The following is a 26116-nucleotide window of genomic DNA, read 5'->3' as shown; positions in this document are numbered from 1 at the left end:
TTCTACATTCTGTAGTATTGATTTTATTTTACATCATGTAGAGTATAGAGTCAAGGATAAAAATCTATTTATTAACTTTTGAAAATATTTTCAAATAGAAAAATCTAAATATGTATCCAGTATCTTTCAAGGTATACATCATCAGGTTCACAGTAAATTGTACTTTCATATACTCCACCATTGGCCAAAATAGTACCTTTGCTCCCTTCATTTCCTTGAATACAAGTTACCAAAACCTTTTCAAGACCATATAATTTACAAATATCAAGACAATCAGCAAGCATCATCTTAGCATAACCTTTTCTTCTTTCACCAGGTCGAACAGAGTATCCAATATGCCCACCATATTTTTCAAGAAATTCATTAAAATAATGTCGAAATTGAATCATACCAACTATTTTTTTATCTGTCTCACGCACATAAATATATTGTTCACATGTAACCCAATTTTCAGGTACAGTTTCCTCATTTTCACATCTTTGATTAAAATTCAACCATTCTTCAATATTATCAATACGGTATAATGGCCCTGTTCCATCCATAGAACTGTTGGCATCTAACATTTCTTTACGAAAGTCTTGAATATCATCTTTAAAGGAAAGATTTGGTTTAATTAACACGCACTTATCCATATAAATTCCTCCTGATTTTCTTTTTTTACATATTATATTGATAATCCCTCCACATTTATCTGCTTTATTTTACATAATAAGAATGGGAACTATTTAAATATAACTTTAAATTCTTCACAAACAACAATCATTTTCTCATCAAAGTCGAGGTCATATGCTTTAAGTTCTCTTGAGAAAAAGTCTTTATGTACTTTTCTCCAATATGATATAGATTTTTCTCCTTCGCCTTCTTTAAAAACATGTTCTTCTGATACTTCCAAAAATGTACAAGTATAAACTTTAGTTGTCTCAGTTATACAAACAGCATTATTATCGGCATCCAAAATAATATTCAAACCACCTATTGGTGGTAACGAGCTGTTTTGATATATAAATTCCACATCTCTTTTTCATTCATGTTGTTTCATCCCCCATATTATAAAAATATCTTACTTCGCTTTCTTTACTTTTATTCGCTAATTCACTTAATTCTATCCTATATACATAGGATAAAATAATAATGCAAGTAAAATCATTAATATCCCTCCAAATTTACTGGAGTTTATTGCAAATTCAGTAGGTTCTCCTCCAGATACTTTTAAACAATGTTCAAACTTCCAAAGTTGTTCTGGATATATTATTCCTATTAATCCTATTGCTATTATAATCAAGCTTAGGAAAAAAACAATTATAGAATCTCCAATATTCTTTTTAAACTTAATAACTTCATCAATTCCATGAACTAATTTAATATCATATGGCTTATACTCTTTATATCCACTACCTCTTAATAAATCAACAATATCTTCAGTATATATAGTTCCATCAGATGAGGTGATCTTTCTTCCATTATTAAAACCATCTAATGATTCAATAATAATTGTCTTATCCAAGTAATAAATATTATATTTCCCTAATAAAAACCAATCACCATACCTAATTTCTTTTATGTCCACAGTCAATATATGATCTTCATTATCCTTAAATATGTATTTTTCACAGTTATCTACTTGTTTTTCAATATATCTAAATCTTTCATTACCAATTGAAAACCTTAAGTTCATTTGATTAGTCAACCATATAACCATACCTAAGATTATAGTTAGAAATATAAATGTAATCCAATAAATTTTATTTTTATTTCCCTTAGTTAATTCACCCATATTCTTCCCTCCCCATATAAATTCTTTATTACATTATATCAATAATAAATCTAATATGGCAATTACGCCTTGATATTACACCTTAAAAATTATAAAATCATCTTGGAGGTGTTTCTGTGAATATTTATAAGGCTCTTAAAGCTTATTTTGGATATACAGAATTTAAAGAGGGTCAAGAAAAGTTAATAAATGGAGTTTTGAAAAGTAAAGATGTCTTGGGTATCATGCCTACAGGTGGAGGAAAATCTCTTTGTTATCAATTACCAGCTATATTATTAGATGGAATTACAATAGTTGTTTCCCCTCTTATATCCTTAATGAAAGATCAAGTAGATTCATTAAATGAAATTGGAATATCTGGTACTTTTATAAATAGCACCTTAGATGATAGCGAATATAGTCATAGAGTACAAGAAATAAAAGAAGGTAAATATAAAATAATATATGTAGCCCCAGAGCGTTTAAATACATTTTCTTTTATTAATTTAGTAAATGATATAAAAGTATCCATGGTAGCTATTGATGAGGCACATTGTATTAGTCAATGGGGTCATGACTTTAGACCTTCATACAGGGAAATTCCAAGATTTATTAGAACCTTTTCCAATAGACCAGTAGTTGGTGCATATACTGCAACAGCTACTAAAGAGGTAGTACAGGAAATTAAAGAATTAATAGAACTTAGAAATCCTATAGAATCAATAATAGGATTTGATAGACCAAATTTATTTTATCAAGTTATAAAAGTAAGCAATAAATATTCTTATTTAGTTAATTATATAAAAAATAATTTCGAAAATGAATCAGGCATTATCTACTGCTCCACAAGAAAGACTGTAGAAGCCTTAAGTGAAAAACTAAATAATGAAGGTTTTTCTGTAGTTCCTTATCATGGAGGAATGGGTGCAAATACTAGACAAAGAAACCAAGATGATTTTATATTTAATAAAGTACAAATAATAGTAGCTACCAATGCTTTTGGTATGGGAATAGATAAGCCGGATGTTAGATTTGTAATTCATTATAATATGCCTCAAAATATGGAAGCATATTATCAAGAAGCTGGACGTGCAGGTCGTGATGGAGAGCCTAGTCATTGTACTCTTCTATATTCTCCATCAGATATAGTAAAACAAAAACTTTTGATACAAAATAATCCAATATCATTGGAGCGAGAAACTATTCTCTATAAAAATCTTCAATATCTTGTTGATTACTGCCATACAAATAATTGTTTAAGAAATAGTATATTAGATTATTTTGGGGAAACCACCAAAAATCCTAATTGTAATAACTGTGGAAACTGCTTAGATAAATCAGAAATGGTGGATATTACAATAGAGTCTCAAAAAATACTATCCTGTATATATAGAGTCCAGGAAAGATATGGCTTAACCATGGTTATTCAAGTTCTTAGGGGTTCAAAGAATAAAAAATTATTAGAGTTTGGATTGGATAGTGTTTCCACCTATGGAATTATGAAAGAGTACAGTGAAAGTACATTAAGAGAGATTATAATGACTCTAGTATCTAGAGGATATATCTATATAACAGCAGATAAATTTCCTGTATTAAAATTATCACGAACTGCCGGAGAAGTGTTAAGAGGCCAGGTTAAAGTCTATCATAAAAAACATCTATTAGAAACTAAATCATCTAGTGAGAAAAAAGGATTATCCACAAAAGATATGATAGAAAACTTTGATGAAGATTTATTCCAAGAATTAAAATCCCTGAGATTCTTCCTATCTCAAGAAAAGGGACTAGCTCCATTTATGATATTCCATGATTCTACATTAATAGAAATGTCGTCTTATTTTCCTCAAAACAAAGAATCTATGCTCATGATAAAGGGAGTAGGAACCAAGAAATATGAAAGTTATGGAGAAAAATTTCTTCATGTGATAAAAAACTATTGCAATGAAAAAGGAATTAATTCTATAGATATTAGAAAAAAAGAAATTATAAGAGAAGATTTAGTAGACAGATATCAATTAACTTATGATTGTTATTTGGAAGGTCTATCATTAAAGGAAATATCTGAAAAAAGAAATTTTACTATAAATACTATAATTGAACATCTATCAAAATGTGAGGAACATGGACAAGATATAGATTGGTCAAGATTTATAAATGACCCTGCAAAAGAAGAAAAGATATTAGCTATAGTAAATCAAATAGGTTTAGAGAAATTAAAACCGATAAAGGAAGCTTTGCCTGAAGACATCAGTTATGAAGATATTAAAATAATTATTGCTAAAAATGGATTAAGGACTAGTTAATAACAAATAGTGAATAGTTAAAATGTACATCTTACATAAAACTATTCACTATTCATTGGTTTTATTTATGAAGTATAGGTGATACTCTTTTATATATTAATAATGTCAAGGCTGTTACCATAATTCCTTTCAGCAAATTAAAAGGTATTACTGCTATTAACATCATAGACCTTAAATCTGTAATATTTTTATTTATTTTTGTACCCATATCTACAAATACTTGTATATCTTGTCCCATTAACTTTGCATAAAGTGGAAACATTACAAAGTAATTTGCAAGTGTAATAACTATAGTCATAACTATAGTTCCTAAAAATAGTCCTACTACAGCTCTTCCAAATGTCTTTTTCTTATAATAAACAAAACCTGCTGTATAAGCAAATGCTGACCCTACTACAAAATTAGCAAATTCTCCTACCCCACCAGTTGTAGTTCCATCAATTAAAAGGTTTAAAATATTCTTTAAAAATTGGATAATTACTCCTGCCATAGGTCCTAGGGCAAAAGAACCGATTAATGAAGGTAAATCTGAAATATCAATCTTCATAAATGGCGGTGCCAGCCATGGTAATGGCAGTTCAAAAAACATAAGGATAAAGGAAATTACTCCAAGTACTGAAATCTTTACCATGGTTTTAGTATTCCATGTTTCTTTACTTAATGTATACATAAAAAATCCCTCCAAATTTTTATTTTCTCGGGATTATCGCAGTCTCACTGCACAAATTCATTTGCTCATTATCATTCGCATGAATTTGGCGTTCGTTGCCTTTGACCTACTAAAGCTCACTATCGTTCGCTAAGTTAGGTCATAAAAATAACCCCGAAGAAAATCTTCGGGGTCTAAAAATAGACTAGCTAAATAGTTTAAGTCTACTACATCTTCTTCCATCCAGACTATAACTGTCGGCCTTGGAATCTAACCAAGTCAACCGAATTCATCGGCTCGCGGGCTTTACCGCCGGTGAGGACTTGCACCTCCCCCTGAAGATATATCTTAATTTAATTATATGCATGGTTCTTAATAATGTCAAGTGCTTTTAAAGTAAAAATCTCCTGCATTTATTTTACTGATTTCAAGTAAGCTACATCATAAGTATTTTGCATCGTTACTTTCTCAACTTTATCAAATTTTTCTTTTAGCTCTTTTATACTATGTTTAACCTCTACTACCTCATTCGAAACAAATTTCAAAGAACTTGTGAATAGAGTGTTTATATTATGCTGTTCTTGTAATATATCCTTTAAATACCGTTCATTCTGTTCCTTATGTGCTACCTGTATTTCTGCGATAACTTTTATTTTCTTTTCTACATCTTCTAATTTAATTGAATTATTATTTAGTTCTCTTTCCATATTTTCAACTCTATTGGAAGTATTGCTTAGTTCTTTTTCCATATTTTCGACTCTACTAGAAGTACTGCTTAGTTCTTTTTCCATATTTTCGACTCTACTAGAAGTATTGCTTAGTTCTTTTTCCATATTTTCAACTCTACTAGAAGTATTGCTTAGTTCTTTTTCCATATTTTCAACTCTACTAGAAGTATTGCTTAGTTCTTTTTCCATATTCTCTACTCTACTAGAAGTACTGCTTAGTTCCGTTTCCAAACGAGTTTGACCTTCTAAAAGTCTATTAAGTATTTCTTTTAACTCTTTATCCACGTTCTCCACCACCTAGATATGATTATATCATTGTCTTATTTAGAATGGAATTTGTTTTTTGTAAAAGTTGAAATTAACTTTTATAGTCCTTCTACTTTTTCTATGGATTCTGAATAATAGGTATTTAATACCTTCATATATCCATTAAACATACTATTCACCTCTTCATTTCCTGTATCAACTAATAGTGGTCGCCCTTCTAAAGATAAGATTTTGTTCTTAGGTGCAACTATCCTAATATTTTCTTTGCCTGCTCTTTTAATAACTTCTGCACTAATTTGTTGATTACCTCTTCCAAAGATATAACCCTGACCGCCTATGATAGTTACAACTATTTTAGATTTATGCCCATCTATTATATCTAGAATCTGTCTTTCATTTACATCTGAGGCAATTAATTCTTTATCTTTTACTATATCTATTCCTAATAGAGTATTAGGCAGACCAAGATTCTCCATTATTGGACGTGTAGATGTTCCAGAGCCTATTATAAAGAAAGTATCTGGTTCTTCTTCCATTTCCTCAATAACTCTATCAGCAATTCCATTTAATGCCTCCTCCTCAGAACCTAGACCACCACCTGATTTAGTTGTTTGAATCAATTGTGGTTCAAGTGGGATCCTCATATATCCATATAGTCTTGCTGTAACTATTCCTTCTCTAAAGGCATCTTCATCTATATCCATTACTTCAGCTTCTATTGTTTCCATATGCTCATCTTGAAAATATTTTAATGCGATTTCTCCTGCTGCCTTTGGATGATTTGCATATACTCCAGAGTGAATCTTAACTCCTGCCGGTATTCCTACAACTGGTACTTCTGTACCAATTGCAGAGTAAATATTTCTTGCAGTACCGTCTCCACCAGCAAAAAGGATTAAATCTACTCCCTTTTCAACCATTTTCTTTGCAGCTTCCTCCGTATCTTTAGGATAAAATTTATCCTTTCCATCTTCTAATACTATTGGTTTAAATCCTACTTCTAATGCTTCTTCTTCACCCATACTACCTGGATAAGTGTAAATCTCTAATCTATCTTTAATAGACAATAACACTTCTAATGCCTTTTTTGCTTTATTTGGAGATTCTGGTACTGCACCAAGACTTCTAGCTTTCTCCAAAACCTCAAGACCATCTGTACCCTTTAATCCTACTCTACCTCCCATGCCTGCAATAGGATTAACTATAAAACCAAGCTTCATAAAACCACCTCCAAATATAGTGAATAAATATTAGTTATTCATTATTTACTATCATCTTTTCACTATTCACTATCTTTTATATACTACTTTCCCGTCAATTATTGTAACAAATGTCTTAGAGTCAATATCTTTTATTGGATTGCCATCAAATATGACAATGTCTGCATCTTTCCCTACTTCTATACTTCCTATCCTATCTTGTAAGCCTACTATTTCAGCAGCATTTATTGTAATAGCCTTTAATGCCTCAATTTCGGGAAGTCCTGCATTATATGCGAGTCCTGCACATAGGGGTAAATGTTGTAGAGGGATTACTGGAGAATCAGTAATGATTGCTATTTTAACTCCTGCTTCATTTAATATCCTAGGTGTATCAAAGGATTTATTTTGCAATTCAAATTTGGATCTATTTCCAAATGTAGGTCCTACTATGGCAGGCTTTCCTTCCTTTGATAAATATTCAGCTATTAAATGTCCTTCTGTACAATGGTCTAATGTAATATCTAAATCAAATTCCTTAGCTATCCTAATAGATGTAAATATATCATCTGCCCTATGAGCATGAGCCTTTAAAGGAATTTCCTTCTTTAGCACTGGTATTAAAGCTTCCATCTTTATATCATAATCAGGCATTTTTGAAGGGTCTTCTGCCTTTTCCTTCTTTTCTAAATAGGTTTTTGCTTTAAATAAAGTATCTCTAAGTATTGCAGCTGTAGCCATTCTAGTCATAGGAGATTTCTTTTGAGAATCATATATTCTCTTAGGATTCTCACCAAATGCTATTTTCATAGCAACAGGGTTCTTTATTATCATATCATCTATTCTATTTCCATAAGTTTTTATAGCTACAAAAGTACCTCCTATTACATTGGCACTCCCTGGACCAGTAACAGCAGTAGTTACTCCACCTTGATATGCTTCTTCAAAGGAAATATCCATAGGGTTTATACCATCAATTGCCCTCATATGAGGAGTTACTGGATCTGTCATTTCATTTCCATCACTGCCTTCAAATCCTATTCCTTCTTCCCACATACCTAGATGACAATGAGCGTCTATAAATCCCGGAGTCACCATTCTGCCTTCTACATCAATTACCTCTGCATCTAATGGAGCAATAATATCTTGCCCTACTTCTATTATCTTACCCTCTTTTATAAGTATTGAACCATTTTCTATTATATCTCCTGCCATTGTGTATATTCTGCCGTTTTTAATAAATATCATATAATCCCCTCCATTTATTTCGCAACTCTAAACAACATTATATCTATAATATTTTGATTATTCAATAATTATTTATGGTGTTAAAATCAGGCGACCACAGGTCGCCAATTAATATCTTTATTATCTTTGTAAATTATTTATACTTCCTTCATGCTTAATGCTATTCTTCCTCTTTCCATATCCACTTCCACTATCCTAACCTTAACTATATCTCCTACCTTAACAACTTCTTTAGGATGTTTAATATATCTATTAGAAAGCTGAGATATATGTACTAATCCATCTTCCTTTACACCTATATCTACAAACGCACCAAAGTCTACTACGTTTCTTACAGTTCCATTTAAAACCATATCCTCCTTTAAATCTTCTATCTTAAGTACATCCTGTCTTAAAATAGGCTTTGGCATCTCATCTCTTGGATCTCTTCCTGGCTTTTCTAGCTCCTTGATTATATCTTCAAGAGTTGGAATACCAATATTTAATTCCTCCGATATTTTTTCTATTTCTCCCTTAGAATAATCTATCTTAAGTAGTTTTTCGGCTACCTCATAGGATTCCGGATGGACTCCTGTATTATCTAAAGGATTATCACCTTCAGGAATTCGTAAAAATCCTGCACATTGGATAAAAGTCTTTTCTCCTAATCCTTTTACTTTAAGAAGTTCTTTTCTATTTATAAACTTTCCTTTTTCTTCCCTATGATTAACTAAACTATTAGCAACTCTTGTAGATATTCCAGCTACATATTTTAACAGAGATGGACTTGCAGTATTTAAATCTACTCCTACACTATTTACACAATCCTCTACAACTCCAGTGAGAGCTTCATCGAGCTTTCCTTGATTCAAATCATGCTGATATTGTCCCACTCCAATATGTCTTGGTTCAATCTTTACAAGCTCCGCCATAGGGTCTTGCAGCCTTCTTCCAATAGAAACTGCTCCACGAATGGATACATCTAAATCTGGAAATTCCTTTATGCCTACTTCTGATGCTGAGTAAATTGATGCCCCTGCTTCACTAACTATTATATATGATACCTTTTTATCTATTTCACCTATCATTTGAGCTACTACCATCTCAGTTTCTCTAGATGCAGTACCATTTCCAATGGCTATTATATCTACATTAAATTTATTAATTAATTCTTTTAATTTCACTATTGTTTCTTCCACCTTATTTTGGGGTTCTGTTGGATACACAGTAGTGAAATCCATCATCTTTCCTGTTTCATCTACAACTGCAATCTTACATCCCGTTCTAAATCCTGGGTCAATTGCCATTACAGTTTTACCTTTAATCGGTGGCTGCATAAGTAGTGGCTTTAAGTTTATGGCAAATACCTTTATGGCTTCCTCTTCTGCTCTTTCCGTCAAGTTGTTTCTTATTTCTCTTTCTATTGAAGGAAATAAAAGTCTTTTATACCCATCATCTATTGCCTTTTCTATGTATAAAGCTGTATCTTTACTTTTATCTTTTATTAAACGATTTCCTAACAACTTTGTTAAATCAACACTATCTATATTCAATGTCACCTTTAGCTTTTTATCCTTTTCTCCCCTATTTATAGCTAATATCCTATGATTTGCAATAGATTTTACCGATTCTTTATAATCATAGTACATTTCATATACAGTTTTCTCTTCTTTGTCCACTCCCTCTACTACTAAAATTCCTTTGTCATTAATAATCTTCTTCATCATATCCCTATTGTCAGCATCATCAGATAATATCTCTGCAATAATATCCATAGCCCCAGCTAATGCTTCTTCTTCGTTATTAACTCCCTTTTCTTCATCTATAAAGCTAATTATCTTCTTTTTAAATTCTTCCTTATCTAAGGATTGATCCATTATAATTTCAGCAAGAGGCTCTAATCCCTTTTCCTTTGCAATGGTTGCTCTAGTTCTTCTCTTTGGTCTAAATGGTCTATATAAATCATCAATCCTTTGAAGTGTTTCTGATTCTATAATCTCTTTTTTAAGCTCCTCTGTAAGTTTACCTTGCTCATCAATAAGTCTTATAACTTCTTCTTTCCTCGCCTCCAAATTTCTTAGATAAGTTAATCTATTGGATAATTCTCTTATAACAATATCTTGTAACTCTCCTGTCTGTTCTTTCCTGTATCTAGCTATAAAAGGTATTGTATTCCCATCATCCAATAATTCCACTGTATTTTTCACTTGATAGGGTTTTAATTTAAACTCATCAATAAGTACTTTCAAAATATCCATATACATCTTCCCTTCAATTTATTATCGCAGTCTTGAACTTTCTTAATATATTATTCTACAAAAAATCAAAAATCCCTTTTTTTAAAAAAATTTAGCCCTTTTTATGAAAGGGCTTTTTGTTTTAAATATTCATTTATGAAAATATCAATATCTCCATCCATTACTCCATATACGTCTCCAACTTCTGCGTTGGTTCTGTGATCTTTTACCATACTATAGGGATGGAATACATAGGATCTTATTTGTGCCCCCCAAGCTATTTGACTATAACTTCCCTGTAAATCTTCTATCTTTTCTTTTTGTTCTTCTTCTTTTAATTGAACCAGCTTAGCTTTTAACATATTCATAGCTGTTTGCTTATTGGTAATCTGAGATCTTTCGTTTTGACATTGCACCACTATTCCTGTAGGAATATGTGTAATTCTCACTGCTGAATCCGTAGTATTTACATGCTGACCTCCAGCACCACCAGATCTATAGGTGTCTATTTTCAAATCTGAAGGGTTGATTTCAATATTTACTTCATCATTTATCTCCGGATATACATCAATACTTGCAAAGGAAGTATGTCTTTTACCTGCAGAATCAAATGGAGATATTCTAACCAATCTATGAACACCCTTCTCAGATTTCAGATATCCGTAGGCATTGTAACCCTTTATAAGCAAGGTAACGGATTTTATACCGCCTTCTGTATCAGCTAGAATATCTAGTGTTTCTACTTGAAATCCTTTTCCTTCTGCCCATCTTCTATATAATCTTAAAAGCATTTCGGCCCAATCCTGAGCTTCCAATCCTCCTGCTCCAGAATGTATGGAAAGAATAGCATTATTTTTATCAAACTCACCAGATAGCAAGGTACTTAATTTAAACTCATCTGATCTTTTTGATAATTTCATAAGTCCCTCTTCTACATCATTATACATATCGTAGGCTTCTTCTTCAAGAACCAAATCCATTAAAACTTCAAGTTCTTCTATATCTTTGATCAAATCATCATATTCTTTTACCTGATTTTTCAAAGCCTTGATTTCCTGCATAGTTTTTTGAGCCTTATCTATATCCTTCCAGAAATCCTCTTCATAGGATTGCTGCTCTAAATCAAGAGATTTATCCCTAAGTCCTTGAATGTCAAAGTGAAACACCCAATTCTTTAACAGTATCTCTTATTTCATGAAGTTTCTCTTTATCTAAGTAAATATCTTGCAATATATCACCCCGTTTTTCTAGTTAATTAATAATGAAAAGTTTTTAGTAGATATTTAGGATCTCTCGTCTTTTAACTATTCACTATTAGTTATCCACTACTCATTCTGCCCGCAGCATTTCTTATATTTCTTTCCACTGCCACATGGACAAGGGTCATTTCTTCCTATTTTTTTCTCTTTATTTACAATAGTTTTACTTACTTCATCAGCATTTGTAGATATAGGTTCTGCCACCTTTTTCCTTTGAATCTTTTCCGGATTTATAACTTGATATAAAAATCTTACAGTATCTTCCCAAATACTATGAGTCATTTCATTAAACATATCAAATCCTTCATTTTGATATGCACGAACTGGGTCTTCTTGTCCATAAGCTCTTAGTCCAATTCCTTGTCTCAATTGGTCCATAGCATCTATATGATCCATCCATTTACTATCTACTACTTGAAGTAAAACTACTCTCTCCACTTCTCTAAATCTTTCTTCTCCAAAATCTATTTCCTTAGATCTGTATTTTTCTTCTGCCTTTTTTAATATCTTATCTATTAGGGTTTCCTTTGTAAGACTTTCTATATTATCAAATGATAAGAATCTTTTTTCAATATTTAAAAGACTCATTAAATAATTCTCTATGCTTTCTAAATCCCATTCCTCTGGATATTTACTCTGAGTGTATATTTCAACATTATCTGTCACTAAAGACTTAACCATCTCTTGAATATGACTTCTTAAATCTTCTCCTTCTAATACCTTTCTACGTTCTCCATAAATAACTTCCCTTTGCTTATTCATTACATCATCATATTTTAATACATGTTTTCTAATGCCAAAATTATTTCCCTCAACCTTCTTTTGAGCATTTTCTATGGCTCTTGTAAGCATGGAGTGCTCTAAAGGTTCATCTTCCGGCATCTTTAGATTGTCAATTAAATTAATTATTCTTTCTCCACCAAACAATCTCATCAAATCATCTTCCAAAGATATATAAAACCTAGAAGAACCAGGATCTCCCTGTCTACCAGCACGACCTCTAAGCTGATTATCAATACGTCTTGATTCATGTCTTTCTGTACCAATTATATGAAGTCCACCAGCTTCCAATACCTTTTTATTCTCCTCATCAGTTTCTACCCTATATTTATCATATAGTTCCTTATAAACTTTTCTTGCTTCTAAGACCTCTTTATTGTCAGTTTCATAAAAACTATCAACCAACGCTAATATCTCATCAGTATAACCCTTTTTCTTCATCTCCTGCTTTGCAAGAAATTCAGGATTACCTCCCAATGCAATATCTGTACCCCTGCCAGCCATATTCGTAGCTATAGTAACAGCTCCAAATCTACCAGCCTGAGCTACTATTTCCGCCTCTCTATCATGGTGCTTTGCATTTAATACTTCATGAGGAACTCCTTCCTTTTTCAGCATTTTAGAAAGTATTTCTGATCTTTCAATGGTAATTGTACCTACTAATATAGGTTGACCTGTTCTATGCTTTTCCTCTATTTCTTTAACTACTGCTCTAAACTTAGCTTCTTCATTTCTATAAATAACATCTGCTAAATCCTGTCTTATTACTGGCTTATTTGTTGGTATCTCAACTACATCCATATTATATATTTCCCTAAACTCTGATTCTTCTGTTTTGGCAGTACCAGTCATACCTGACAGTTTGCCGTACATTCTAAAGTAGTTTTGGAATGTAATGGTTGCTAAGGTTTTTGATTCAGATCTTACATTTAATTTTTCCTTAGCTTCTATTGCCTGATGAAGACCATCGCTATATCTTCTACCATGCATAAGTCTTCCAGTAAATTCATCTACAATAATTACTTCTCCATCTTTTACCACATAATCAATATCTCTTTTCATTATGGATCTAGCCTTCAATGCTTGATTAATATGATGAGCTATTTCCATATTTTCTATATCAGATAAATTTTCAATACCAAAAAAAGCTTCTGCCTTTGCAGTACCCTTTTCAGTAATAGAGCAGGATCTTGCTTTCTCATCTATTACATAATCAACAGTTTCTTCTTTAAATTCATTATTAAATGGATCAACTCTTTCTTCGCTAGGATCCATTATTCTACTAGTTAATGTTCTTACAAAATTATCAGCCATTTCATAAAGCTTAGTAGATTTATCACCTACCCCTGAAATAATAAGAGGAGTTCTAGCCTCATCGACTAATATACTATCTACCTCATCAACTATGGAAAAATAAAGTGGTCTTTGAACCATATCTTCTTTATAAATAACCATATTATCTCTAAGGTAATCAAATCCAAATTCATTATTAGTACCATAAGTAATATCACAGTTGTAAGCTGCTTTTCTATCTGCATTACTTATATCATGAATAATACATCCAACTGTAAGACCTAAGAACTCATGAATTTTACCCATCCATTCCTTGTCCCTCTTAGCTAAATAATCATTTACTGTAACTATATGAACCCCTTTACCTGTTAAAGCATTTAAATACGCCGGTAAAGTAGCTACCAAAGTTTTACCTTCTCCTGTTCGCATTTCTGCTATTCTTCCTTGATGAAGTATTATTCCACCAAGTAACTGAACCCTAAAATGTTTCATGCCAAGTACCCTATAGGATGCTTCTCTCACCACTGCAAACGCCTCAGGTAAAATATCATCAAGGGTTTCTCCCTTGTTTAATCTATTCTTAAATTCAAATGTCTTTCCTTTTAACTGTTCATCTGTTAATTTTTGCATTTCCCCATCTAAGGACTCTATTTTATCAACTAAATGTGTAACTTTTTTTAACTCTCTATCACTATATGTGCCAAACATCTTCTCAAATAAGCTTGCCATTGATTAACCACCTTTCAAACTTCAATATCATAGCTATCATATTATTTTATCATTTATTTACACTCCTTTCAACCATAAGATTGACATGGAAATGGCAGGATATAATCCTGCCATTTTAATAACTATATGTTAAATTTCGGGTTCTATCAATCCATAATTTCCATCTTTTCTCTTATAAACAATGCTTACTTCATCATTATCTGAATCTAAAAATACATAAAAATTATGTCTAAGTAATTCCATCTGCAATATTGCTTCTTCTGATGACATTGGTTTTAATCCAAATTTTTTTCTTTTTACCAATCTTGGTTTCTCAAAATCATCCTCCACTGGTAATGGTACCACATTTTCAAATCTAATGGTTTCATTATTTTTATATCTTTTTTGTAATTTTGTTTTATATTTCCTAATTTGTCTTTCTAGTACATCAACTGTCTTGTCAATTGATACATACATATCATCTGTTGATTCCTCAGCTCTAATAATTGTACCAGGTAGGTTTATGGTTACCTCAATTATCTTCCTATTTTTCTCTGAACTGAAGGTTACATTACCTTCAATATCTTTTTGGAAATATTTGTCCAATTTTCCTAGTTTCTTCTCTGTTACATCTCGTAATGCATCTGTTATTTCCATATTTTTTCCAGTAAAATTTAATTTCATAAACCCAGCTCCTTTCATATAAGCATTATATCTAATAGCTTATACTATTTGTTATATATATTACCCTAAAACTTAATATAATAACATTATATTAAATATTTTTTAAATCTGAACTAGAATTTATAATTAACAATCCACAATTAACCTTGAGCGTTCTGTGGATAATGTGTATAAGTCTGTGTAAAACTGTTAATAATCTAATTTTATTCATTTTTACTTGTGGATAAAATATGGACAAGTGGTGGATAATCTTATAAAAAATAGAAAGGTTTCCCTTTCTATTTTTTTTCATCTATTAAGATACTTCCCACAGCCTCATAATTGTATCCTTTATAGGCTCTTTTAGCTTCTTTTACCTGCTTTAAATCTGATTTAATCTTGTCTACATTTGATTTCATCTTTATTGTATTATTTCTATCTATAGATGATATTTCATTTAATATTGTATTTATCTCTATAACAATTTCTTTTAAAGATTTTATATTAGCATATTTCTCTATATTAATCTTTTCTAAACTTTCTATATTTTCTTCTGATTTTATAATATTATATAAATATAAAAAGTCCTTATCTAATATATCTACCTTTTCCATTAATTTTTCTTTTTCTGCCAGCAATTTACTTAAATTATCCATATCATCATTTTCGATATTATCTCCTTGAGCCTTAGTTAATCGTAAAATCTCAACTAGGATTTCTTTTTTTTCAAGAGACATATCTATCATCTTTTTAACATTATCATAAGTCATAGAAACACCTACTTAGCCTGATAAACTTTTTGTTTTATTTGTTTCATAACTTCTTTCCAAGTATCTCTCATGTCATTTACTATCACAAGAGCTTCATCTATGGCTTTAGTATCTTTATTTATATTTGCATCTACCAATTTAGATAAGATAAAACTATATAGCTCTCTGAGCTCCTTAGATATGTCATAGTTCATATCTAAGGAATAATTTAATTCTAAAATAATATCCTGAGCTCTTATTAGGGAAGAATGTGCCTTTTCTAAATCCTTATTTTCTATACTATATTTACCAATATTCATAAACTTAATAGCGCCATCATATAACATAAGCGTAAGTTCTTCTGGAGTAGCTGTAGATACACTATTCTGTTTATATTTATTTAAAGCTTCATATGTCATTTCATTCTCTCCTCATTTACCTCATAAATTGTTGTGACAACCAATTACTTTGACTATTCATTTGGCTTAACATCTTTTCCATATTTGCAAATTTTGCATAATATGCATTTTCTTTTCTATATAACATTACGTTTAAATCATCTATTTTCTTATTTGCATCTAATATTTCTTTATCCAAATCAGATATACTGGATTTTTTAGTCCTAAAATCAATTAAAATATTAAACTGTACAGATCTAAATAAATCTGCATCTTCACCTGGTCCTGATTTATCTATAATGGATTTCATTCCATCAGTTAGATTATCATATATTCTAGTAAATACACCACTTTTATTTGAAACAGCTTTCTTATACTCAGCTTCACTCATACCATCTTTCTTTACATCTGGCTCATTAAATAGTAATTTCATTACTCCTTCTGGATCTTTTTCTATTGCTGCCCTAAGTTTATCCTTATCTATTTGAAGTTTCCCACCAGTAGCCCCTTTGGAATACTTTTCAGTAGTTATACCGATTTCAGTTATATGTTTGAAACTTCCATCTAAACCTTCTACATTTTTATATAAATCAGTTCTAATATTTTGAAGTGTTCTTTGGATAGTTTCATCCCTATTTAACATTCCAGACTTAGCTTTTTCTTCCCATAGTTTAGCATCATCTTGATGCATAGCCTTTTTCTCTTCTTGAGATAGAGGATGATATTTGGTATATCTTTTTTCATTTACTGACTTAGATGCTTTGTCTATTAATTCGTTATAATCATTAACAAACTTTTCTATTTTCTCCATTATACCATCAACATTTGTATTTACATTGATGTTAGTGACACCTTTGGCTTTAAGCTGGATGTTTAGACCATTTAGGTTGATGTTATTGGAGGAATAAGATAGTTCTACTCCATTGAATATGATTTTTGCATCTTGACCTTGATTAGATATTTCTTTATTATCAAGTCCATTTCCCTTCAGTGTTTTAATAAGATTATCACTGGATGAGCCTTCTCCACCAATGGCTTCTAATGTGATTTCCCCTTTATCACCAGTATCTTTAGATTGAATAAATAGTCTACCATTGTTTTCATCATAGAAAGCTGTAACTTCTTTAGAATCCTTATTTATTGCTTTAACAACATCATTCATATTAATAGTTGTTCCATCAGCCCCTGAAACTTCAATAGTCTCTGATACTTCACCTAATTTAATATTAAATTTCAAACTATTACTATTAATTTTCGTATCTTTTACCTTAGCACTCGCATAAGTAGCTGATGTAGCCAAATCATCTACCTTAATCTCATAACTCCCATTTACTGCCTCACTTGTAGCAGATACTGTTGCAGCAGTTTCATTTGATGATGTTGCTTTCCTCACATAATCAAGTCTAGAATAGGAAACATTTGAAAGTGAACCTGTACTACTAGCCTTTTTCAATCCCATATCTTTTTGAGTATTCAATATAAAGTTAGCAAACATTTTGTTTGTATTAATATATGCTTCTTGCCTCCAAAGGGCTATTTGCTTAGATTGTTCGTACCTATCAACCTTTAGTCTTTCTACCTTCATCATACTTTGAACCATAGCATCTGTATCCATACCTGATGCTAATCCTGGTATTCTCATATTACTCATATAATCACCACCTATATTTTTTTATCTACTATAATCCCAGCAACTTCCCAAATTGCTGCAACCATATCTAATACTTTCTCTGGGGGAAGTTCCCTAATTACTTCATCAGTTGTTACATCTATGACTTTGACCATTATCTGTTTAGTTGTTTCATGTATTGAAAACTCAAATCTTCTGTCATATGCAACAAAATCCTTATTTGCCTTCTCAATTATTCCTATAATATCTTCTTCTGAGAGTCTTTTATCTTCTACCTGTCGTTCATGCCTATATTCTTCATTTTTCAATTTTTGTCTTGGTATTTTAATTTCTGTACTCCCTGGTGTTGTTACATTAGCCTGTGTTTGATCAATCCTTGCATTTGATGAAACATTTGTCATAGCACTAACTTGCATCAATAATACCCCCCAACTATAATCTTCTAAACATTATATCGACTAATATTTTATATCCTTTAATAAATCTAATAAAAAACAACTTCCTTTTTTGGTGTCAGACGCCAAAGAGGTAAGTTGTTTTAAGATATATTTGCTTGTTATTTGTGAGCTTATTTGATAAAATAACTATTATTTCAAAGTGGAGGTAAAATCTTGAATAATAATTTAGATGATAAAAACATTATTAAATCTGCTATAAAAGTTTTTAATTTACTAGAAGTATTAACTGAGCATAAGAAGCTTAGTATAAGTATGTTAAGTGATCTAACAGGTTATAGTAAAAGCACTACCCAGCGTATAGTAAATACATTAAAATATTTAAAATATATTGATCAGGACATGTCAACATTTGAATATTTTCCTTCGATAAAACTATATGAACTAGGAAGTAGCGTAGTTAACAATATGGCAATAAAAGATGTAGCAAAACCTCATATAATAAAATTATATAATGAAGTAAATGAAACAATTAATTTAGGTATATTAGATGATAATAGTGTTGTTTATCTAGATAAAATGGTATCAAAATCACCTCTTAGAGTAGAACTTGAACTGGGAATTAAGGTTCCCCTTTATTGCAGTGCTTTAGGAAAAGCCATTGTTGCATTTAATGATACTTTGATTTCATTCGGAGATAATTACATTAAATATACAGAAAAAACAATTTCATCTGATGAAGAACTACTTGAAAACTTAACACAAGTTAAAAAACAAGGATATTCCCTGGATAATGAAGAATATGTTGAAGGGCTTATTTGCATAGGAGTACCTATTTTAAATTCAATAGGAAATGCAATTGCAAGTATAAGTATTTCTATTCCCGCCATTCGATTTGAATATAATAAAACTGATTATTATGTTTCTATGTTAAAAAACTATGCTATGAATATACAAAATGACTTATATTAATACCTTTATCTTTTTATAACTAATAATAATAAAATCAATAGAAGTTTTTCTAAACTAGAATTTACCTAATGTATATTATTGCAAACTATTATAATAGCTTAAATTATAAAGAGCAAATCTAAAAAATAAATTTGCTCTTTATAATTGTAACCATACTTATATTACTTAAGTACTATACTTTAGCTTTATTTTCTTTTAGCTCCTGATTTTTCATGTACCATGCAAAAATCGAACCTGCAATATTTTGCCAAGCACTAAATAAAGCACCAGGAATAGTTGCCAAAGGCATTGATGGAAAATGTGTTGCTGCAAGTGATGAAGCTAATCCAGAGTTTTGCAGTCCCACTTCTATTGCAAGAGTAATACTTTTCTTATGACCCATACCAGTTAATTTACCTGCTAAAAACCCAATCATCAACCCTAATAAATTATGAATAACAACAACTACGACAATTATTCCTAGAGAACTTAATATGACATCTACATTCTTTGCAATAATGCCAGCTACAACACTTGAAATTGCAATAGAAGACAATGCTGGCATATACTCTTCAACAGTATTTGACTTTCCTTCTAGTAAATATTTTATTATTAATCCTAAACAAATGGGAATAATAACAATTTGTATAATACTAATAAACATACTCTTAGGATCAAAATCTACCTTTCGATTAATTAATACATATGTTATTAATGGAGTTAAAATTGGAGCAAGTAATGTAGAAAATGTTGTCATAGCAACAGACAATGCTACATCTCCTCCTGCAAGATAAGTAATAACATTTGATGCTGTACCACCAGGACATGTTCCCACCAATACGACTCCCAACATAAGTGCATCATCCAAACCAAATATTTTTGATAATAAAAATGCTAATAAAGGCATAATGGTGAACTGAAAAAAACCTGCCTTAATTATATCAATTGGTTTTTTAAATACCAGCTTAAAATCATCTAAAATTAGCGTAATACCCATACCAAACATTATAACACCTAATAAAATATTAATCACTGACTGTCCAAAAATTTTCGTATTTACCCACATAAATAATTCTGGTGTAATAAACGCAAATATAGTAAAAACGATAAGCACAATACCATGATTTTTGGAAATCAATTTTATCATATTTTTCATGAGTATCCCCTCCCCAAATATTCATAACAAAATCATATAAATTTATCTTCGAACTTGAACTGGATTATTAATAAATCTATAGTAAGCTATTAACAATCTTTAGATATATTCATCCTCATATTCTCTAAGATATATATTACATGTATTAAGAAATCAATAATATTTTTCCTTCAACAAAACTAAATGCGTCATCATTTCATTTGCAGGTGTTTGAATATTCAACTTTCTTCCTTCTCTTACAATAGCACCATTGATATTCATAATCTCTGTATTCCTTTTATTAATTACATCTGCCAGCATAGAAGATATATTTTCAGCTGTTGCCTTACATACCTTTTTACAATACTCTGAATCTTCAAATCCTAATTTAATTCCTAAACCCTTTGCCACTTCTACGCCTTCATTAACCAACTTATCTAGCAACAATATACTTTCTTCATTTTCTAATAGTTGTCCGTTCTTTAAACCTGTTATTGCTGTTAAAGGATTGATCCCAGCATTTACAAGCAACTTGTCCCATATCGTTCCCATTACATTATCTGATATCTTTACTGGGCCTAGTTTAGGTATATTTAATATCTTACCTAATTCTTTTATTCTCTCAGTCATGGAACCATCTATCTCCCCTATTGTTGTTCCTCCATTACCTGCATGATTAATTTTACCAGGTTCTATCATACTAGCACCATTTGAACTAGTACCTGCAACTATTTGACTTATATCAACAACAGAGTTGATTTTCTCTATATTCCCTAGTCCATTTTGTAATGTCAATACAATGGTATTTTTATCAAGTACATCTTTGTTTTGTTTCATAGCTATATCTGTAATAGTAGATTTTACAAATACTATAGCAAGATCAACCTTTCCAATCTCTTTAACATTTATTGTAGCTTTAATATTTTTAATATATCTTTCTGCTCCATTTTCTACTATACATAAACCATAATTATTTATCTTATTTATATGTTCTTCAAAGACATCAATAAAATAAACTTCGTTTCCAGCCTCTGCTAAAATCCCTCCGTACAAACTCCCCATGGCTCCTGATCCTATTATGGCTATTCTCATCTTAATCATCTCTCCATATTTAAATTTTAATCTTCTATTCCAAATCCTTCTACATTTACATTAAAACAATATTCTTTTGAAGGAAACACTCCATCAATACTCTCTTGATGAAATTTATTTAATCCATCTACCATTTCTTTTCTTATATTAACAAACTCTTTTACAAACTTTGGTTTAAGATTTCCATACATACCTAATAAATCTTGAGTTACTAATACTTGGCAATCAACATATGGTCCAGCTCCTATTCCTAGTATTGGTATACTTACAGCTTCTCTTAATGCTTTTGCCACTCCTTTTGGTACACATTCTACCACTATTGAAAATGCACCTGATTTCTCCAGTAACTTCGCATCATCTATAAGTTGTTTTGCTGCTTCTGGACTTCCTCCTTGAACCTTAAATCCTCCCAACATTCCTGCCGTTTGTGGTGTAAGCCCTATATGTCCCATTACGGGTATACCTGCTTTTACTATAGCAGCTACTGTATCTGCCATATCTGCTCCACCTTCTAATTTTATACAATCACACCCTGTTTCCTTATATAATCTGTTTGCATTTTCAATGGCTTGTTCTTTGCTGATATTATAGGAACCAAATGGCATATCTCCAACTATAAATGTGTCAGGAGCACCCTTCACCACTGGTTTTATATGATGTATCATATCTTCCATTGTAACGGAAGTTGTCCCATCATATCCTAACATTATCATTCCCAATGAATCTCCAACAAGTATGACCTCACAATTACTTTCATTTACAATAGTAGCTGTTGTATAGTCATATGCTGTTACATAAGTAAACATCCTCCCCTCCTCTTTATACTTTTTAAAATCTGATACCGTCATCTTCTTTTTTTCCACTGACATATTGCCACCCCTATTCTTATTTTTATATTTTAAATAATACTACTGATAATCGTAATATTATTTTGATACCTATTTATTTCAATACTCATATATTAATTGATCATTCTGTGATATTTAAATTTTGTGGAATTAAACCATTGACTATGAAAGAATATTTAAAGGCTAGTTATTTGCAGTTTATAATGTTAACTCTTGTTATGAATATGATTTTTTATATGATACATTATTATGTTATAATTTTTAATATTTTGTACCGTAATACGGTATTATGTATTATAATACGGTACAACTTTATTTTATCAACAATTTTTGTTTAAGTCAATCTCATATGTGAAAATAATTAAAATAATTTGAATATTTCTATATATTAAGAATAAACAAATAAAGATTTAGAAATATAACTAATTCTAACTTGATAAACTTTCTTTAATAAATAAATCTAATAAAAAATAACTTCCTTTTCTGGTGCCTGGCACCAGAAAAGGAAGTTATTGAAATAATTGATTTTTAAAATTTACTATCGTCTACATTATCTAACCATTTTTTAATAGGCTCTACTACCTTTTTTATTGTACCGTCTACAAAAGGATTATCTAGATTAGCTAGTTTAACTAATTCTAGGAAAGGCAAACTTCCTCCAGCTCTGCAAAGACGAAGATAATCTTCCCAAGCCTTTTCTTTATTCTCTCTAGTTTTATTCCAAAATTGGAATGCACATACTTGAGCTAAGGTATAATCTATATAGTAGAATGGAGTGCTAAAAATATGTCCTTGTCTAAACCAATATCCACCATCTTCTAGAAACTCATTATCTTCATAATCTCTAAATGGAAGATATTTCTTTTCTATATCTCTCCATTTAGCTTTTCTTTCCTCTGGTGCAGCATTTGGATTTTCATATATATAATGTTGGAATTCATCAACTGTTACTCCATAAGGTATAAAGCTTATGGCACCTGCTAAATGACTAAACTTATATTTGTCTACCTCATCTTGGAAGAAAAGCTCCATCCATGGCCAAGTAATAAATTCCATACTCATTGAATGAATTTCACAAGCTTCATAAGTAGGGAATCCATATTCCGGCAATTCAAATCCCATACTTAAATAGGATTGAAAAGCATGACCAGCTTCATGAGTTAATACATCAATGTCTCCAGATGTGCCATTGAAATTAGAGAATATAAATGGTGATTTATACTCAGGTATAATAGTACAATATCCTCCAGCCATTTTTCCTTTTTTGCTGACTAAGTCCAGTAATTCTCTTTCTACCATAAAAGAAAAGAATTCATCGGTCTCAGAAGATAATTCTCTGTACATTTTCTTCCCATTTTCAAGTATCCAATCCGCATCTCCCTTTGGTGTTGCATTACCTGTTAAATATTCTAAGGGCTCATCATAATATTTCATATCTTTAAGTCCAAGTCTTTTCCTTTGTCTATCCTTTAACTCTGCAACAAATGGAACTAGACTTTCATATACTTGCTTTCTATAATTAGCAACCATATTAGCATCATAATCTGACCTTCCAAGTCTTTTATATCCCATTTCTACATAATTAGAAAATCCTAGAGTTTTAGCCATATTATCTCTTACTTTTACTAACTCATCATAAATTCTATCGAATTCTTTTTCATTGTCCCTAAAAAATCCACTGACAGTTTCTGATGCTCTTTTTCTCATATCCCTATCTTTAGATTCTGTAAAAGGTTTCATTTGACTTAAATTTCTTATTTCACCTTCAAAATCTAATTTAGCTGAAGCAACTAATTTATCATATTCTGTTACAAGTTTGTTTTCCTTAATTAAATCTTCAATTATTTCTTCTGAAAAAGTTTGCAATTGTAATTCTGCAAGAGTAAATAACTGTTTCCCCCAAGTATCTTCTAATTCTTCCCTAAATTTAGAATTAACAAGTTCCTTATAGAATTTAGACACTAAATTTTCAATCCTCGGAGAATTTTCATCAATGAAATCATTTTCTTTGACATAGAATTCATCTTCTGTATCAATTGAATGTCTAATACTTACTAAAGTAGACATGGTATTTAGATGGTTCCTTATTCTATTTATTTCTTTTATCACTTCATTTTGCTCATCAAAGGATTTTGACTCACTAAATTTTTGTAAGCATTCATCAAATTCATCAGTAACTTTAGATAAATCTGGTCTATCATATTTGTAATCCTTGAATTTTAACATAATAAGCCCCCATTCCCATTGTTTTTAATCTTATAATACCAAATCTTTCAAATAAAAAATAGCCTGAATATTTTTTATTTCTTTATTATTTGCAAAACAACCCATTATATAAGTTTATAACCCGTAAGCTTCCTACAAATAGTCATATTTTTATTGACAATTTAATAAAAATAAACTATACTTATTTAAACAGATTGCCACATTAAAGTATCAACATGATAGTTCGTACTTCCATAATTTAAGCTAGATTCACTTTTGGATTGGGCTTTTTTTATAAAAATTTTTTGATTTGGAATTTTCTTAATAATTGATTCTTTTTATTTATTTATAATTATCTATGTATTCAGTTATTTTTCTCCCGGAAAGGGAGTTAAATATATAAAAATGAAGGGGGAGTAAAAATGAAAAAAATATTAGTATTATTCTTGGTTACCATGCTAGTTATTACATCTGCTGGCTGTGGAGCCAAGACTACATCAGATGTGGTTGATGAACCTAAAACTGATGGAGGAGATGTAGTTGAGAAAACTGATTACAAAATCGGTATTGTAACTGGTACTGTATCTCAAGGAGAAGAAGAGTTTCGTGCCGGTGAAAGAATGGTAGCTAAATATGGTGATATGATTAAACACATTACTTATCCTGATAAATTTGCTCAGGAACAAGAAACAACTATTGCTCAAGTTGCTTCATTAGCTGCAGATAAAGATGTTAAAGCTATAATCTTTGTTCAAGCAGTTCCTGGTGCTGCAGCAGCTATAGACAAGGTTAGAGAAACTAGACCTGATATGTTATTTATTCTAGGTGCACCTCATGAAGACCCAGAAGCAATAGCTTCTCGTGCAGATATAGCCTTAGAATTAGACCAACTTCAACGTGGTGAATCTGTAGTCCATACAGCTAAAGAAATGGGAGCTAAAACATTTATACACTATTCATTCCCAAGACATATGTCCTATGAGTTATTATCTGCTAGAAGAGATATATTCAAAAAAACTTGTGGTGAATTAGGTCTTGAATTTGTTGAAGTTGATGCTCCAGACCCACTTTCAGATGCTGGCGTACCTGGTGCACAACAGTTTATATTAGAAGATGTTCCTAGACAAGTGGAAAAATATGGCAAAGATACTGCTTTCTTTAGCACAAACTGTGCTATGCAAGAGCCTTTAATCAAACAAGCTCTTGAAACTGGTGCTATTTATCCTGAACAATGTTGTCCATCTCCATATCATGCTTATCCAGGTGCTTTAGGTATTGAAATTCCTGCTGATAAGGCTGGAGATTTAGATTATCTTTCAGAACAAATATCATCTAAAATAGCTGAAAAAGGCGGTACTGGTAGATTTGGTACTTGGAATAGACCTGCAAACGTAGCTATGATTGAAGCTGGTGTAGAATATGCTAAAGCATACTGTGAAGGTAAAATAGATAAATTTGATAAAGATTCTATAGTTAACTATATGAAAGAAGTAACTGATGACAAGAATGACGAGGTTAAATTCTCAGAACTTGAAAATACTCCGAACTTCTTACTATTTGTACTAGGATCACAAGTATTTTAAATAAATTAAAGATGAGGAGTCGTTATGACGACTCCCTTCTCTTTAGATAAAGGAGGTAATAAAG

The 26116-nt window shown here is 30.9% G+C and carries 22 protein-coding genes and 1 riboswitch; of the genes, 3 read left to right on the top strand and 19 right to left on the bottom strand.

Annotation, left to right across the window (positions count from 1 at the left end; all coding sequences use genetic code 11):
• Window positions 1–104 precede the first annotated feature (104 nt).
• The 3 genes from RT714_RS10540 to RT714_RS10530 form a co-directional block, all read right to left on the bottom strand.
• A complete protein-coding gene (locus RT714_RS10540; protein WP_313757529.1) occupies window positions 105–632 on the bottom strand; it encodes a GNAT family N-acetyltransferase in 528 nt (175 codons plus the stop codon).
• Between the two features lie 89 nt (window positions 633–721).
• Window positions 722–1012 carry an ASCH domain-containing protein gene (locus tag RT714_RS10535; RefSeq protein WP_313757528.1) on the bottom strand — a complete coding sequence of 97 codons (291 nt, stop codon included), beginning with the start codon at window positions 1010–1012 and terminating at the stop codon, window positions 722–724.
• Window positions 1013–1102: 90 nt separating this feature from the next.
• The gene (locus RT714_RS10530; RefSeq protein WP_313757527.1) at window positions 1103–1774 is read right to left on the bottom strand and encodes a DUF6199 family natural product biosynthesis protein; all 672 of its coding nucleotides are present in this window, start codon (window positions 1772–1774) and stop codon (window positions 1103–1105) included.
• 116 nt (window positions 1775–1890) lie between these two features.
• Here RT714_RS10530 and recQ point away from each other — a divergent pair, with 116 nt between their 5' ends.
• On the top strand, window positions 1891–4056 hold the full coding sequence (gene recQ / locus RT714_RS10525) for a DNA helicase RecQ (RefSeq protein WP_313757526.1): 2166 nt from the start codon (window positions 1891–1893) through the stop codon (window positions 4054–4056).
• Window positions 4057–4117: 61 nt separating this feature from the next.
• Here recQ and RT714_RS10520 read toward each other — a convergent pair whose 3' ends face one another.
• From RT714_RS10520 to RT714_RS10465, 12 genes are all read right to left on the bottom strand, one after another.
• Window positions 4118–4726 (bottom strand): ECF transporter S component, encoded by a 609-nt coding sequence (locus RT714_RS10520; protein ID WP_313757525.1) that lies wholly within the window; start codon window positions 4724–4726, stop codon window positions 4118–4120.
• A gap of 206 nt (window positions 4727–4932) precedes the next feature.
• A riboswitch (FMN riboswitch) is annotated at window positions 4933–5052 on the bottom strand.
• A gap of 66 nt (window positions 5053–5118) precedes the next feature.
• The gene (locus RT714_RS10515; RefSeq protein WP_313757524.1) at window positions 5119–5718 is read right to left on the bottom strand and encodes a hypothetical protein; all 600 of its coding nucleotides are present in this window, start codon (window positions 5716–5718) and stop codon (window positions 5119–5121) included.
• A gap of 80 nt (window positions 5719–5798) precedes the next feature.
• On the bottom strand, window positions 5799–6920 hold the full coding sequence (locus RT714_RS10510) for an ATP-NAD kinase family protein (RefSeq protein WP_313757523.1): 1122 nt from the start codon (window positions 6918–6920) through the stop codon (window positions 5799–5801).
• 69 nt (window positions 6921–6989) lie between these two features.
• Window positions 6990–8147: an amidohydrolase gene (locus RT714_RS10505; RefSeq protein WP_313757522.1), complete on the bottom strand. Its 1158-nt coding sequence runs from the start codon at window positions 8145–8147 to the stop codon at window positions 6990–6992.
• 137 nt (window positions 8148–8284) lie between these two features.
• On the bottom strand, window positions 8285–10384 hold the full coding sequence (locus tag RT714_RS10500; protein WP_313757521.1) for a Tex family protein: 2100 nt from the start codon (window positions 10382–10384) through the stop codon (window positions 8285–8287).
• A gap of 101 nt (window positions 10385–10485) precedes the next feature.
• Window positions 10486–11593 (bottom strand): peptide chain release factor 2 gene (gene prfB, locus RT714_RS10495; RefSeq protein ID WP_313757520.1). Its coding sequence is split into 2 segments (ribosomal slippage): window positions 10486–11517 and window positions 11519–11593, totalling 1107 coding nucleotides; the frame shifts between segments, so codons are not numbered across the junction.
• A 95-nt stretch (window positions 11594–11688) separates the two neighbouring features.
• Complete coding sequence (gene secA, locus RT714_RS10490) at window positions 11689–14424, bottom strand: preprotein translocase subunit SecA (protein WP_313757519.1); 2736 nt, start codon at window positions 14422–14424, stop codon at window positions 11689–11691.
• Between the two features lie 129 nt (window positions 14425–14553).
• Window positions 14554–15087, bottom strand: a complete 534-nt coding sequence (gene hpf, locus RT714_RS10485) for a ribosome hibernation-promoting factor, HPF/YfiA family (protein ID WP_313757518.1) — start codon at window positions 15085–15087, stop codon at window positions 14554–14556.
• Window positions 15088–15365: 278 nt separating this feature from the next.
• Window positions 15366–15836 carry a flagellar protein FlgN gene (locus RT714_RS10480; RefSeq protein WP_313757517.1) on the bottom strand — a complete coding sequence of 157 codons (471 nt, stop codon included), beginning with the start codon at window positions 15834–15836 and terminating at the stop codon, window positions 15366–15368.
• 8 nt (window positions 15837–15844) lie between these two features.
• A complete protein-coding gene (gene fliS, locus RT714_RS10475; RefSeq protein WP_072976208.1) occupies window positions 15845–16234 on the bottom strand; it encodes a flagellar export chaperone FliS in 390 nt (129 codons plus the stop codon).
• 16 nt (window positions 16235–16250) lie between these two features.
• Entirely contained in the window at window positions 16251–17864 is a 1614-nt protein-coding gene (gene fliD, locus RT714_RS10470; protein ID WP_313757516.1) for a flagellar filament capping protein FliD, read from the bottom strand.
• Window positions 17865–17875: 11 nt separating this feature from the next.
• On the bottom strand, window positions 17876–18259 hold the full coding sequence (locus RT714_RS10465; RefSeq protein WP_313757532.1) for a flagellar protein FlaG: 384 nt from the start codon (window positions 18257–18259) through the stop codon (window positions 17876–17878).
• 195 nt (window positions 18260–18454) lie between these two features.
• On the opposite strand from RT714_RS10465, the gene RT714_RS10460 reads away from it, so the two are divergent.
• Window positions 18455–19210 (top strand): IclR family transcriptional regulator C-terminal domain-containing protein, encoded by a 756-nt coding sequence (locus tag RT714_RS10460; RefSeq protein ID WP_313757515.1) that lies wholly within the window; start codon window positions 18455–18457, stop codon window positions 19208–19210.
• Between the two features lie 172 nt (window positions 19211–19382).
• On the opposite strand, the gene RT714_RS10455 is transcribed toward RT714_RS10460, so the two are convergent.
• The 4 genes from RT714_RS10455 to RT714_RS10440 all read right to left on the bottom strand — a co-directional run bounded on the left by RT714_RS10455 (window position 19383) and on the right by RT714_RS10440 (window position 24490).
• Window positions 19383–20345: a bile acid:sodium symporter family protein gene (locus tag RT714_RS10455; protein ID WP_313757514.1), complete on the bottom strand. Its 963-nt coding sequence runs from the start codon at window positions 20343–20345 to the stop codon at window positions 19383–19385.
• 153 nt (window positions 20346–20498) lie between these two features.
• Entirely contained in the window at window positions 20499–21425 is a 927-nt protein-coding gene (locus RT714_RS10450; RefSeq protein WP_313757513.1) for a 2-dehydropantoate 2-reductase, read from the bottom strand.
• 17 nt (window positions 21426–21442) lie between these two features.
• On the bottom strand, window positions 21443–22285 hold the full coding sequence (panB, locus tag RT714_RS10445) for a 3-methyl-2-oxobutanoate hydroxymethyltransferase (protein ID WP_313757512.1): 843 nt from the start codon (window positions 22283–22285) through the stop codon (window positions 21443–21445).
• Between the two features lie 507 nt (window positions 22286–22792).
• On the bottom strand, window positions 22793–24490 hold the full coding sequence (locus RT714_RS10440) for a M3 family oligoendopeptidase (RefSeq protein WP_313757511.1): 1698 nt from the start codon (window positions 24488–24490) through the stop codon (window positions 22793–22795).
• A gap of 401 nt (window positions 24491–24891) precedes the next feature.
• Between RT714_RS10440 and RT714_RS10435 the strand changes: the two genes are divergently transcribed.
• On the top strand, window positions 24892–26052 hold the full coding sequence (locus RT714_RS10435; protein WP_313757510.1) for a DUF3798 domain-containing protein: 1161 nt from the start codon (window positions 24892–24894) through the stop codon (window positions 26050–26052).
• The last annotated feature ends 64 nt before the right edge of the window (window positions 26053–26116 follow it).

This window comes from Tissierella sp. (genome assembly GCF_032104385.1).
GTDB lineage: Bacteria > Bacillota > Clostridia > Tissierellales > Tissierellaceae > Tissierella.
Note: the sequence above shows the minus strand (reverse complement) of the source record. Positions and strands in the feature narration are given on the sequence as shown.